At 71.7% G+C, this 11,005-nt stretch carries 11 protein-coding genes and 1 pseudogene; 4 read left to right on the top strand and 8 right to left on the bottom strand.

Annotated elements, in window-relative coordinates; genetic code table 11:
- Positions 1 to 79 precede the first annotated feature (79 nt).
- Complete coding sequence (locus ACFXHB_RS09130) at positions 80 to 1,126, bottom strand: tyrosine-type recombinase/integrase (protein WP_380573210.1); 1,047 nt, start codon at positions 1,124 to 1,126, stop codon at positions 80 to 82.
- Positions 1,127 to 1,218: 92 nt separating this feature from the next.
- On the opposite strand from ACFXHB_RS09130, the pseudogene ACFXHB_RS09125 reads away from it, so the two are divergent.
- Positions 1,219 to 1,383 (top strand): annotated as a pseudogene (locus tag ACFXHB_RS09125) (pirin family protein); the annotation flags it as partial.
- Between the two features lie 190 nt (positions 1,384 to 1,573).
- On the opposite strand, the gene ACFXHB_RS09120 reads toward ACFXHB_RS09125, so the two are convergent.
- Both ACFXHB_RS09120 and ACFXHB_RS09115 read right to left on the bottom strand, forming a co-directional pair.
- A complete protein-coding gene (locus tag ACFXHB_RS09120; protein WP_380573209.1) occupies positions 1,574 to 1,948 on the bottom strand; it encodes a hypothetical protein in 375 nt (124 codons plus the stop codon).
- A 100-nt stretch (positions 1,949 to 2,048) separates the two neighbouring features.
- A complete protein-coding gene (locus tag ACFXHB_RS09115; protein WP_380573208.1) occupies positions 2,049 to 2,762 on the bottom strand; it encodes a hypothetical protein in 714 nt (237 codons plus the stop codon).
- A gap of 283 nt (positions 2,763 to 3,045) precedes the next feature.
- Here ACFXHB_RS09115 and ACFXHB_RS09110 point away from each other — a divergent pair, with 283 nt between their 5' ends.
- On the top strand, positions 3,046 to 3,411 hold the full coding sequence (locus ACFXHB_RS09110; RefSeq protein WP_380573206.1) for a hypothetical protein: 366 nt from the start codon (positions 3,046 to 3,048) through the stop codon (positions 3,409 to 3,411).
- A gap of 107 nt (positions 3,412 to 3,518) precedes the next feature.
- A complete protein-coding gene (locus ACFXHB_RS09105; protein ID WP_380573205.1) occupies positions 3,519 to 3,737 on the top strand; it encodes a hypothetical protein in 219 nt (72 codons plus the stop codon).
- Between the two features lie 91 nt (positions 3,738 to 3,828).
- On the opposite strand, the gene ACFXHB_RS09100 is transcribed toward ACFXHB_RS09105, so the two are convergent.
- From ACFXHB_RS09100 to ACFXHB_RS09080, 5 genes are all read right to left on the bottom strand, one after another.
- The gene (locus tag ACFXHB_RS09100; protein WP_380573204.1) at positions 3,829 to 4,866 is read right to left on the bottom strand and encodes a sugar ABC transporter substrate-binding protein; all 1,038 of its coding nucleotides are present in this window, start codon (positions 4,864 to 4,866) and stop codon (positions 3,829 to 3,831) included.
- Positions 4,867 to 4,946: 80 nt separating this feature from the next.
- A complete protein-coding gene (locus ACFXHB_RS09095) occupies positions 4,947 to 5,678 on the bottom strand; it encodes a FadR/GntR family transcriptional regulator (RefSeq protein WP_380573203.1) in 732 nt (243 codons plus the stop codon).
- A gap of 166 nt (positions 5,679 to 5,844) precedes the next feature.
- Positions 5,845 to 6,876, bottom strand: a complete 1,032-nt coding sequence (locus tag ACFXHB_RS09090; RefSeq protein WP_380573202.1) for an ABC transporter permease — start codon at positions 6,874 to 6,876, stop codon at positions 5,845 to 5,847.
- Positions 6,860 to 8,470: a sugar ABC transporter ATP-binding protein gene (locus tag ACFXHB_RS09085; protein ID WP_380573201.1), complete on the bottom strand. Its 1,611-nt coding sequence runs from the start codon at positions 8,468 to 8,470 to the stop codon at positions 6,860 to 6,862. Before ACFXHB_RS09085 ends, ACFXHB_RS09090 begins: the two co-directional genes overlap by 17 nt.
- Before the next feature lie 131 nt (positions 8,471 to 8,601).
- Positions 8,602 to 9,648, bottom strand: a complete 1,047-nt coding sequence (locus tag ACFXHB_RS09080) for a sugar ABC transporter substrate-binding protein (protein ID WP_380573199.1) — start codon at positions 9,646 to 9,648, stop codon at positions 8,602 to 8,604.
- A gap of 505 nt (positions 9,649 to 10,153) precedes the next feature.
- On the opposite strand from ACFXHB_RS09080, the gene ACFXHB_RS09075 reads away from it, so the two are divergent.
- The gene (locus ACFXHB_RS09075; RefSeq protein WP_380573198.1) at positions 10,154 to 11,005 is read left to right on the top strand and encodes a fumarylacetoacetate hydrolase family protein; all 852 of its coding nucleotides are present in this window, start codon (positions 10,154 to 10,156) and stop codon (positions 11,003 to 11,005) included.

The raw sequence follows: 11,005 nt of genomic DNA, 5'->3' as shown, positions 1-11,005 counted from the left end.
CTCGATCAGGCACCACAGTTCGTCCGACACGATCCACGGACGAGACTCCCTCTTTCCCGCGGACGGACTAACGAGCCGATCAACGGACAGTCACATTGGGAAGGTTGTGGCTGAGGCAGTTCGAGGCGAAGAAGTGGCGGAGGCCGTAGACGACCATGCCGTCGGGGATCTCGACGAGGCCGTCGTTCTTGATCCGCTTCCACTGGTTCGCGATGTAGTGGTTGGGTATCGGCTTGGTCAGGTCGCGCGGGTGCCGGAGAAGGTAGCCGTCGACGGTGCCGTAGGTGTCGGCGTACGACTCGATGGAGTGCCGGACGCGGGCAGCGAGGGGGGCATCGCGGTAGTCGCCGGCCTTGCGGTGCTTGAGGGGTGCGTAGGCCTTGGTGGTCTGGTTGACCTGCTCGGTGATCCGGTACACGTCGTCGGCGACGATGTTGTTGATATTGACGGCCAAGGCCTCGCCGTTGCGCATGCCGCAGCCGCTCATGAGGTCGGCTACGAGGCGGAAGGTGTCGTCGTCGGCGGTGCGTATGTCCCGGACCTGGGAGGCGGAGGGGATGACGGCGCGCTTGGGGTCGTACTGCGGGGGCTTGACGCCGTTGAGCGGGTTGTCGTCGTAGAGGCCGAGCCGGTGGGCGTCGAGCAGGATCGACTTGAGCTTGTCGAAGGCGTTGGACTGGGTGGCCAGGCCGACGCCGTTGCGTTCCATGGTCTGGATGAAGGAATCGACGACCTTGTGGTCGAAGGTGCCCAATCGGCGGCTGCGGAAGGCGGGGTAGAGGTGGTGGACGAGCAGCGAGTCGAGGTGGCGGAGGGAGCTGGGGCTGAGGTCGCGCTGGCCGGCCTTCCACTCGGCGACGTACTCGTGGAACTGCATCGGGCTGTACTGCTGGACGCGTGCGGCCCTGTGCTGGCTCTGCGGGTTGTTTTTCCGGGCCTGGTAGACCTCGGCGAGGCGGGACTTCGCCTTGTCCTGCGTGGCGAAGCCTGACTCCTCTGTCTGTCGCCCGGTCGCGTTGCGGTACCGGATCTTGTACTCGTGCGGGCACCGAGGCCACCGGCTCTCGGGGTGCTCGCACTCCTTGAAGAAACTGCCCATGCCGCGGGCGAGGTTGATGGTGGCCATGGTTGTCGACTCCCGGGTGCGTTGCTGACCTTTCGCTGACCCCGGATGGTCGATCAGGCCCCTGACCTGGGACGAAACGGCAGAGCCGTGCTATGTGGTGGAACTTCATCGGCCGCTCCGGCGAGGAGACCACCCGGGCCCGCGAGGACTGGATGACCACCGCCCGCTTCGGCGGCGTCCACGGCTACGACGGCGCCCGCCTGCGCGCCCCGGAGCTCCCCGCCCTCCCCCTGAAGCCGCGCGGACGGGTGCGCTGACCGGCGGTCATGGTCATTCCCGAGCCGGCGGGAGTGCTGGGTCGGGCGGGGGAAGGGGATCCGGGCGACGGTCGTCCGTCGTCCCCGCCCCGGGCCTCGCGGACGTCCGGGGCGGGGCCCGCGCACGACGGTGGCGCTCCTGCCCGGGGCTGGGGCAGGAGCGCCACCGGTCACCCGCTCGGCCTCCGGGTCAGGCCGTCCGGCGGCGGAAGATCGCCCGGATCGCGAACACGATCGCGACGATGAGCCCGATCACGAACAACACGATCAGCAGGATGACGACGATCACGGCGATGCCGAGCTTCTTGAAGAAGCCGCCCTTCTTCTTGTCGTCCTTCTTGTCGCCGGCGGCGAGTGCGGCACCGTGGGCCGTGCTCGGTGCGGGCGACCCGGTGCGGACGGGTGCTCCGTCCACCGTCCGGCCCGGGTCGGGCTGCGCGGCCCGGGTGGTCGCCGCGGCCGCGTGCGTGGCGGCGGGAGCGGCTCCGGCGGTGGCCGGCGGGCCCAGCAGCAGCCCCGCGGCCACCACGGCGGGCGCGATCCTCGCGAGTATCCGTGCCTTCATCACATCTCCTGTTGTCTTCGGTAGTCATGAGCGAGGTGGTCGTCGGTGGCGCCGAGGGGGCCCGCCGACGCGTCGTCGCCCGGCCCGTGAGGCCGTCCGGTCAGTCGAGGTCGAGGCCCTGGCGGCCGAGGGCCGGGCTCGTGCGGCCGGGGCGGTGGACCCGGTCGGTGGTGAGGCCGTCGGGGGCCGTGTTCACCTGGCCGAGGAGGAAGGGGATCATCCCGCGGTCCAGCAGGGCTGTCAGCCAGTCCTCGCGTGCGCGCTCGGTGTCGGTGCCCGTCCTGCCGGTGGGTCGGCCCGACGGATCCGATGGAGCGACGGCGGCTCGTCCACGCGAGGCCGTCACGAGGAGGCCGCACAGCCCGAACGTCAGGCTGAGCCCGGCGACCACCGCGGCCGCCATGGCGGCGGAGGTCAGGAAGTCCTCCAGCCCGTGCCGGGACTCCGCCATGCCGAGGACGACCCCCAGCAGGTAGAGGATGGCCGCGGTCGTGCCGGCGAGGATCGGAATGAGCGAGGCCAGTACGCCCGCCACCCCGGCGGCCCGCTCCCGGGCGGGGGACGACTCCGGCCGGTCCGCGGCTGGTCGGCCCGGCGACAGGCGGATCTCGACGTACCGCTCGAACTCCGTGCTCGCCGCAGCGGTGATCACGGCCGTGGAGCCGCGGGCCAGCGCTCGGAGGCGTTCGGTGCCCGGTGCCCCGGCCCCCGCCTTCCGCAGCGCGGACCGTACGCCGGGGTCGGCGAGCGCGCGGTTCAGGACGTGTTCGTAGTCGGCCCGGTCCTGGCGCGGGATGTCTGGCGGTCGATCCATGCGGCTCCCCCGTTGTGTGCGGTCGACTGAGGCCGGACCGGTCATGGCGCCGACGCTGCCAGCCGGAATCTACAGGACTGTAGAGGATGGGTGAACCGGCGGCCGGGCCTCGGCCGGTCGGCCGGTGGGCGTCCCCGGCCGCGGCTCCACCGTGGGACAGGCCGGCGCACGGGTGCGACGGAGGTCCGGTGGCGCCGTGCGGACGGTTCTCGCCGACCGCCGGGGCCGCCCGGGTCGTGCGGGCCGTAGGCTGTGGCGTCGGTCGAACAACGGGGGTAGAGGCATGGGCGGTTGGATATGGGCAGTGATCCCGGCCGTGATCATCGGTGGGGGATGGGTCGGTGACACCGTCCGGGGCGCGCTGAAGACGCGGCACGAGCGGAAGGTGGAACTGGGACAGGTGGCCGAGCGGCGCCAGCTCGCACTCGACGCGGCGAAGCGCCCGCCGGAGCCCGTCTGCGGGTGTACCCATCACCTGGCCAAGCACGACAAGCGGGGCAGGTGTCACGAGGTGGTCGAGGCCCCGACGGCCTGGGACGCCGAGCGCAGGCCCCTGAGCTACGAGCCGCGGCCGTGCAACTGCCAGCAGTACGTGGGCCCCGAGCCGCTGGGGACGGTCTTCGCGCCGGAGATCGTCGATCCGCGCTGAACCCGTGCCACCGAGCGTAGCCGGACGGTCCCGGTGCGGAGGTCCTCCGGTCGGGGCGGCCGGTGCCCCTGTGCCGGCCGGTCACCGGGATGCGGGAGAATGTCCCCATGAGTGACGAGCGAACCCCACCCGCCTCGGCGATCGAACGCCGGCAGCGCCTCCTGGACATCATGCGGAAGGACGGCGGCAGCTGGGACTGGAAGCGGGCCCGCGAGACCTATCTGCCCCGTCCGGACCCGCGTACCGTCCGCCGTGACCTGCAGTTGCTCTGCAAGGCCCGGGAGATCTTCCGCGTCGAGAACGGCGAGTACCAGGCCGTCGGCTAGCGGGCCGGTCGCGGCCCCCGCCCGGCCCGTCCGCGGCCCGTCCTGGTGTCTCAGGCACCAGGACGGGCCGCGGCAGCGCCGGCGGCGGGTGTCAGCCCGTGGTCTGGTTGGCCCAGAGGCTCTTGTCGTCGACGTTCTCCTTGGTCACCAGGGGGGCGGGGAGCTGGTCCTCCAGGCCGTTGGGCAGGGAGATGATGGTGGACTGGTGGTCGGTGGGGCCGGGTTGGAAGGTCCTGCCCTCGGCCGCGGCCTGCGCGTAGAACAGGGCGTACTTGGCGTAGAGGTCGGCGGGCTGGGACACCGTCGCGTCGATCTGGCCCTCGCGGATGGCGGCGAGTTCGGTCGGGATGCCGTCGTTGGAGACGATGGTGATGTGGCCGGGCTGGCCCGCGGGCTTGAGCAGGCCCTTCTGCCGGAGGACGTCCAGGGTGGGTTGCAGGAACACCCCGCCGGCCTGCAGGTAGATGCCGTTCAGGTCGGGGTGGGTGGCGAGGGTGGCCTGGAGTTTGGCGGCGGCGACGTCGCCCTTCCAGTCGGTGGGCAGCTCGATGACCTGGATCTTGGGGAAGTTGCGCTTCACGCAGGTCGAGAACGCCTCGGAGCGGTCGTAGCCGTTGACGGAGTTGAGCGCGCCCTGGAGTTCGGCGACCTTGCCCTTGCCGCCGAGCTGCTTGCCGAGGAACTGGCAGGCCTTGGTCCCGTAGGCCTTGTTGTCGGTGCGCACCACCATGTACACGTTGCCGTGCTCCGGTTCGGTGTCCACGCTGATCGCGTTGATGTTGGCGGCGAACAGCCCGGAGAGCGTCACGTCGGTGGTCACGGTGTTCTGCGGCGCCATGACGATGGACTTGGGGTTGCGGCTCTGCAGCGACTGGATGTTGGCGGTGAACTTCGCCTCGTCGCCGTTGGAGTGGGTCAGCGGCAGGACGTCCAACTGCCGGTCGTCGATCTCCCGCTGGAGGTAGGTCGCGTACGCCTTCCAGAAGTCGGAGTCGGTGCGGGGGATGTCGATACCGATCTGCCGTCGCGAACTGCTCGGGCCGTCGGAGCCTCCGCAGGCGGTGAGGCACCCGGCGAGGAGTACGACGATGCCGCCCGAGCAGGTGGTCCGGATGGTTCGGCTTTTCATGGGTCAGAACGTCCTGGGTGGTAGGGGCCGCCGCATCGGGAGGTGAGGCGCGCGGGGTCCGGGGCCTCGGCGGACCGCTGTCAGGCGGTGCTGCCGGGGCCCCGGGGGTCGGTGGTGGTTCCGCCGGCCAGCCAGTCCTCGACGGCGGCGACGTGCACGGTGCTGGCACTGGCGGCGCGCTGGGCGTCGCGGTCGACCAGGGCCCGCCAGATGGCCTCGTGCTCCAGGTGGGCCTGTTCCCGGGCGGGGGAGACCGCGGCGCCCCCGCCCGAGGGCGGCGGGAGGGTGCCGCGCACGATGCGCAGCCGCTGGGTGTGGGTGGAGAGGATGCCGAGCAGGGTAGACAGGACGGGGTTGCCGACGGCGTCGGCGATGGTCCGGTGGAACTCGATGTCCAGCTCGACGAACGCCTCGATGCCGATGTCCGCGGCGCTGCGGTCGAGGATGTCCCGCAGCGTCCGCAGGTCGTCCTCGGTGAGCCGTCCGGCGGCCAGCGCGGTCACCTGGGGTTCGAGCAACCGCCGGACCTGGAGGAGCTGGTGGGCGGTGCGGCCGTGGGAGACGTCGGCGGCGAAGGCCATGGCTTCGAGCAGGAGGTGCGGCTCCAGACCGGAGACGTAGGTGCCGTCGCCCTGCCGGGGGACCAGGATCCGCATCGCGGTGAGCGCCCGTACGGCCTCGCGCAGCGAGTTGCGCGACAGTCCGAGCTGGTCGGCGAGGTCGGCCTCGTTGGGGAGGCGGGCACCGGGCTGCAGGGTGCCGGAGACGATCATGTCCTTGATCCGCTCGATGGCCTCGTCGGTCACCCCCATGGTGGTCGCCTCCTGTGGTCGGGTGTTCGGGCCTGCGGCGGGACGGGGGCACGAGAGGAGGAGGGGACGGGGGAGCGAGGGGCTGAGCGGAGGGCCGGAGCGGCACGGCCGGGGGCCGGCCGGGCGGGTCGCGCCGCTCCGGCCGGCCCCCGGGGCCCGGGACCGGTCACTCCTGCTTCTCGCCGGAGGCGAAGCGCGAGATGATCAGCGCGACGATGATGATCGCGCCGTTGAGGAACTGGTTCCACAGCGGCGGCACGCCCGCGAGGGTCATCACGTTGACCACGAGCTGGAGGGTCAGCACACCGGTGAGCGCGCCGAACAGGGTGCCGCGCCCGCCGTTGAGGCTGACGCCGCCGATCACGGTGGCGGCGAAGACCTGGAAGATCCAGCCGTTGCCCTGGTCGGCGGAGACGGAGCCGTAGTGTCCCGTGTAGAGGACGCCGGCGAAGGCGGCCACCAGACCGCCGAGGATCAGCACGACCCAGGTGATCCGGTCGACCCGGATGCCGGCCGCGCGGGCGGCCTCGGGGTTGCCGCCGATCGCGTACAGGGCGCGGCCGTGCCGCAGCCAGGCGAGCGCGCACCCGCCGGCGAGGAAGAGCAGCGCGCAGATCCAGATCGCCGCCGGGACGCCGAGCCACCGGGCGCCGCCCAGGTAGGTGAAGGAGCCGGGCAGGTTGACGATCGACTGGCCCTGGGAGACGGCGACCTGGAGGCCGCGGAGCAGGGTGAGCGCGCCGAGGGTGACGATGAAGCCGTTCAGGCGCAGCTTGAGGATCAGGAAGCCGTTGACCGCGCCGATGAGCGCGCCCACCGCCAGGCACAGCGGGACGGCCGTCCAGGACGGGAAGAGCCCGAGGCCGTTGAAGCGCGCGCCGTGGTCGGGCAGGACCAGCCAGACGGCGATGACCGGGGCCACCCCGATCGTGGACTCCAGGGAGAGGTCCATCCGGCCGGCGATCAGGATCAGCGCCTCGGCCAGGACGAGCAGACTCAGCTCGGTGGCCTGCTGACCGACGCCCAGGAGGTTGTCGGAGGTGAGGAAGGCGGGTGAGACGGCGAAGCCGATGACGCCCAGGACGAGCAGGACCGGTACGAGCGACAGGTCGCGGTAGCGGGCGAGCTCGAAGCGGCGGCCGGCGGGCGCGGGGACGGCGAGCGCCGGTCGCGCGCGGACCTCAGTGGTGGGAGACATGGTGTTCCTTCGGGTCGGTCGGGCCGGTCATGCCCTCCATGGCCGCGACCAGCTGTTCGTCACTCCATCCGGGGGCGAACTCGGCGACGACGCGGCCGTGGAACATGGCCAGGACGCGGTCACAGGCCCGTAGGTCGTCGAGTTCGTCGGACACGATCAGGGCGCTCCGGCCGGCTTCGGCGACCTCGCGGACGGTGCCGAGCAGGGCTTCCTTGGACTTCACGTCGACGCCGTTGGTGGGCCGGACGGCGACCAGCACGTGCGGTCCGGTGGCCAGCGCCCGGGCGACGACGACCTTCTGCTGGTTGCCGCCGGACAGGGCGGACACCGGACCGGCGGGGCCGGGCGTCTTGATGTCGAGTTCGCCGATCATCCGCTGGGCGAAGGCCCGGGTGCGCGAGGGCAGCACGGTGCCGAACGGGCCGAGCTGGTCGGTGACGGTCAGGGTGGCGTTCTCGGCGACGCTGCGCTGCGGGACGAGGCCCTGGATGTGCCGGTCCTCGGGAACGAACCCGATGCCGGCCGCGAGGGCGGCGGGGACATCCCCGGTGCGCACCGGCCGGCCGGCGACGGTGACGGTGCCGGACTGCGGGCGGTGCAGGCCGGCGACGGTCTCGCCGAACCGGACGTTGCCGCTGGCGGCCGCGCCGGCCAGACCGACGACCTCGCCGGCCCGCGCGGTCAGGGTCAGGTCCTGGTAGGCGCCGGCCAGGCTCAGGCCGGTGACCTCCAGCAGCGGGGCGCCGTCGGGGCGCGCCCGGTCGGTCACCGACCAGGTGGGCCCGTCGGCCCGGGTGCCGTCCCCGGTCACCGCGGGCCCGTCGGCTCCGGAGCCGTCCCCGGTCATCGCCTCCACCAGCGCCAGCCGGCCGAGTTCGGCGACCGGGGCGGTGACGATGTGCCGGGCGTCACGGTAGACGGTGACGGTGGTGCAGAGGTCGTAGACCTCCCGCAGGTGGTGCGAGATGAACAGGAACGCCACGCCCTGCTCCTGGAGCGAGCGCAGCTTGTCGAAGAGCCGCTCGATGCCGCGGGCGTCGAGCTTGGCGGTGGGTTCGTCCAGGATGATGAAGCGGGCGCCGAAGGACAGCGCCCGGGCGATCTCGACGAACTGGCGCTGCTCGACGGTCAGGTCCTCGGCCCGTGCGGTGGGGTCGACGTCGACGCCGTACTCGGCGAGCAGTTCGGTGGCCCGGTGGCGCAGCCGTTTCCAGCTGATCGGGCGCAGCGCGCCGCCGCCGCGCCGGTCGGGGCTGTGCCGGTTCAGGCCGTGCCGGTTCAAGAAGAGGTTCTCGGCGACGGTGAGCGCGGGGATGACGGTGGAGCGCTGGTAGACGCAGGCGACCCGGGCGCGCCAGGCGTCGGTGTCGCCGGGGGCCGGGGCCTGCTCGCCGTTGAACCGCAGGGTGCCGGTGTCGGGGCTCCGCAGGCCGGTCAGGATGGAGACGAGCGTGGACTTCCCCGCGCCGTTGCGGCCGACCAGGGCGTGCGATTCGCCGGGTGCGACCGAGATGCGGGCGTCGCTGAGGGCGACGGTGGCGCCGAAGCGCTTGCTGATCCCGTCGGCCTCGACGACGGGGCTGGGGTCCGCCATGGCGGGTGTCCTTTCCGAGGGCTCCCGCCGGTGGCGGTCTCCCCTCCGAGGGCTCCGGTGAACGGCGGCCGGTGGCAGGGAGCCGGTGGCAGGGCGCCCGGCAGGCGCCGCCGTTCACGGGAGGGTGGGGCCTACTTGCCGACGGTGTTGCCCCAGAGGCTCTTGTCGTCGACGTTCTCCTTGGTCACCAGGGGGGCGGGGAGCTGGTCCTCCAGGCCGTTGGGCAGGGAGATGATGGTGGACTGGTGGTCGGTGGGGCCGGGTTGGAAGGTCCTGCCCTCGGCCGCGGCCTGCGCGTAGAACAGGGCGTACTTGGCGTAGAGGTCGGCGGGCTGGGACACCGTCGCGTCGATGTCGCCCTTGCGGATCGCGTCGAACTCCTGCGGGATGCCGTCGTTGGAGACGATGGCGATGTGGCCGGGCTGGCCCGCGGGCTTGAGCAGGCCCTTCTGCTGGAGCAGGGCGAGGGTCGGCTGCAGGAACACCCCGCCGGCCTGCAGGTAGACGCCGCCGAGGTCGGGGTGGGCGGCCAGGGTGGACTGGAGCTTGGCGGAGGCGACGTCGCCCTTCCAGTCGGTGGCCAGCTCGATCACCTCGATGCCGGGGAACCTCTCCTTCATGCAGGCGGCGAACGCCTCGGAGCGGTCGCGCCCATTGACGGAGCTGAGCGCGCCCTGGAGTTCGGCGACCTTGCCCTTGCCGTCGAGCTGCTTGCCGAGGAACTCGCAGGCCTTGGTGCCGTACGCCTTGTTGTCGGCGCGCACCACCATGTAGACGTTCCCCTTGTCGGGGCGGGTGTCGACGCTGACCACCGGGATCTTCCTGGCGGACAGCTGCTCCAGGGTGGAGGCGATCGCGCCGGTGTCCTGAGGGGCCATCACCACGGCCTTGGCGCCGGTGTTCCGGAACACCTGGATGTTGGCGACCAGCTTGGTGACGTCGTTCTGGGAGTTGCTCACCGGCAGGGTGTTCAGGCCCTGGGCGGAGGCGTCCTGCTTGACGTACTGCGCGTAGGAGTTCCAGAAGTCGGAGTCGGCGCGCGGCAGGTCGATGCCGAGCGCCGGCTTGCCGCCACCGGCGGAGTCCGAGGAGCTGCCGCGGTTGCAGGCTGTGGCGAACCCCGCCAGGACGACGACGGCGGCGGCCGTGGCCGCGATTCTGGAGGAGCGGAACGTCATGGTGCTGATCTCCTTGGCTGGGACGGACCGGTCGCCGTCGGGGAGGGAGCCGGCGCGGCGGGAGGGGTGGGCGGCCCGTCCCCGGGCGGCGCGCCGGGGAGGGTGAGGCCGGCTTCCCCGTCCGGACCTCGCCCGGAGGGAGGCCGGTTCCCGGGCGCGGCGATGAAGTGGCAGACGGCACCGGATCGCGCATCCGCTAGTCATCGGATGGTTTGCGACATCGAGGACCCTACGAGCCTGACACCTGCCTGACAAGAGGAAGCCTCGGACGATTCCCAACCGTGACATCCCCGGCGCCGAACTCTGCCCGATGAGCCGTCATATTCTCTCTGAGCTGCGAACTTTGGTGACGCCATGAGAGGGTCGCCGGGGTCTGCCCGGGAAAACATCGGAGGACTTCTTGCGCTATGCAAGGCCGCTCCGTATCGTCGGGGCATTGTCGATTCATCCGATGTATTGGCCGGCGCAGTGCCCCGGCCTCCGGAGTGACTACGGGAGACGAGACATGAAGCTTCTGCGGATCGGACCGGCGGGAGAAGAGGTTCCGGCCGTCCTGGGCCCGGACGGCCGCGTGTTTGCCCTTTCGGGCCTGACCGGTGACATCGACGGGGCATTCCTCGCGGCGGACGGGACCGACCGCGTCCGCGCCGCCCTGGCCGCCGGAGGCCTGCCGCCCCTCGATCCGGCCGGGCTGCGGATCGGCGCGCCCGTCGCCCGTCCCGGCAAGGTCGTCTGCGTCGGCCTCAACTACCGCGACCACGCCGAGGAGACCGGGGTGGCCGTCCCCGACCGCCCGGTGGTCTTCCTCAAGGACGCCGCCACCGTGGTCGGCCCCTACGACCGGGTGCTGATCCCGCGTGGCTCGACCAGGACCGACTGGGAGGTCGAACTCGCCGTCGTCATCGGCCGCGAGGCCCGCTACCTGGCGAGCCCGGCCGAGGCGTCCGACCACATCGCCGGGTACGCGATCAGCAACGACGTCTCCGAGCGGGAGTTCCAGCTGGACTACTCCGCCCAGTGGGACCTCGGCAAGTCCTGCGAGACGTTCAATCCGCTCGGGCCCTGGCTGGTCACCCCGGACGAGGCCGGCGACGTGGGCTCGCTCGGCCTGCGCCTGGCCGTCAACGGCGAGCCGCGGCAGAACGGCGACACCAAGAACATGATCTTCGATGTGCCGTACCTGGTCTGGTACCTCAGTCAGTACATGGTTCTGCGGCCCGGCGACGTCATCAACACCGGTACCCCGGCCGGCGTGGCGCTGGGCCTGCCCGGCCGGCCCTACCTGCGCGCCGGCGACACCGTCGAACTCGCGATCGACGGCCTCGGCACGCAGCGCCAGACCTTCTCCCAGGCGTGA

Origin of the sequence: Kitasatospora sp. NPDC059327 (assembly GCF_042752535.1) — a bacterium.
In the GTDB taxonomy this organism is placed as follows: domain Bacteria; phylum Actinomycetota; class Actinomycetes; order Streptomycetales; family Streptomycetaceae; genus Kitasatospora.
The sequence above is the reverse complement of the archived record's forward strand: the minus strand, read 5'-3'. Positions and strand labels throughout refer to the sequence as shown.

Bases quoted from the DNA above. Each gene is read 5' to 3' on its own strand.
- ACFXHB_RS09130 (WP_380573210.1), bottom strand. From the start codon at position 1,126: ATGGCCACCATCAACCTCGCCCGCGGCATGGGCAGTTTCTTCAAGGAG.
- ACFXHB_RS09120 (WP_380573209.1), bottom strand. From the start codon at position 1,948: ATGAAGGCACGGATACTCGCGAGGATCGCGCCCGCCGTGGTGGCCGCG.
- ACFXHB_RS09115 (WP_380573208.1), bottom strand. From the start codon at position 2,762: ATGGATCGACCGCCAGACATCCCGCGCCAGGACCGGGCCGACTACGAA.
- ACFXHB_RS09110 (WP_380573206.1), top strand. From the start codon at position 3,046: ATGGGCGGTTGGATATGGGCAGTGATCCCGGCCGTGATCATCGGTGGG.
- ACFXHB_RS09105 (WP_380573205.1), top strand. From the start codon at position 3,519: ATGAGTGACGAGCGAACCCCACCCGCCTCGGCGATCGAACGCCGGCAG.
- ACFXHB_RS09100 (WP_380573204.1), bottom strand. From the start codon at position 4,866: ATGAAAAGCCGAACCATCCGGACCACCTGCTCGGGCGGCATCGTCGTA.
- ACFXHB_RS09095 (WP_380573203.1), bottom strand. From the start codon at position 5,678: ATGGGGGTGACCGACGAGGCCATCGAGCGGATCAAGGACATGATCGTC.
- ACFXHB_RS09090 (WP_380573202.1), bottom strand. From the start codon at position 6,876: ATGTCTCCCACCACTGAGGTCCGCGCGCGACCGGCGCTCGCCGTCCCC.
- ACFXHB_RS09085 (WP_380573201.1), bottom strand. From the start codon at position 8,470: ATGGCGGACCCCAGCCCCGTCGTCGAGGCCGACGGGATCAGCAAGCGC.
- ACFXHB_RS09080 (WP_380573199.1), bottom strand. From the start codon at position 9,648: ATGACGTTCCGCTCCTCCAGAATCGCGGCCACGGCCGCCGCCGTCGTC.
- ACFXHB_RS09075 (WP_380573198.1), top strand. From the start codon at position 10,154: ATGAAGCTTCTGCGGATCGGACCGGCGGGAGAAGAGGTTCCGGCCGTC.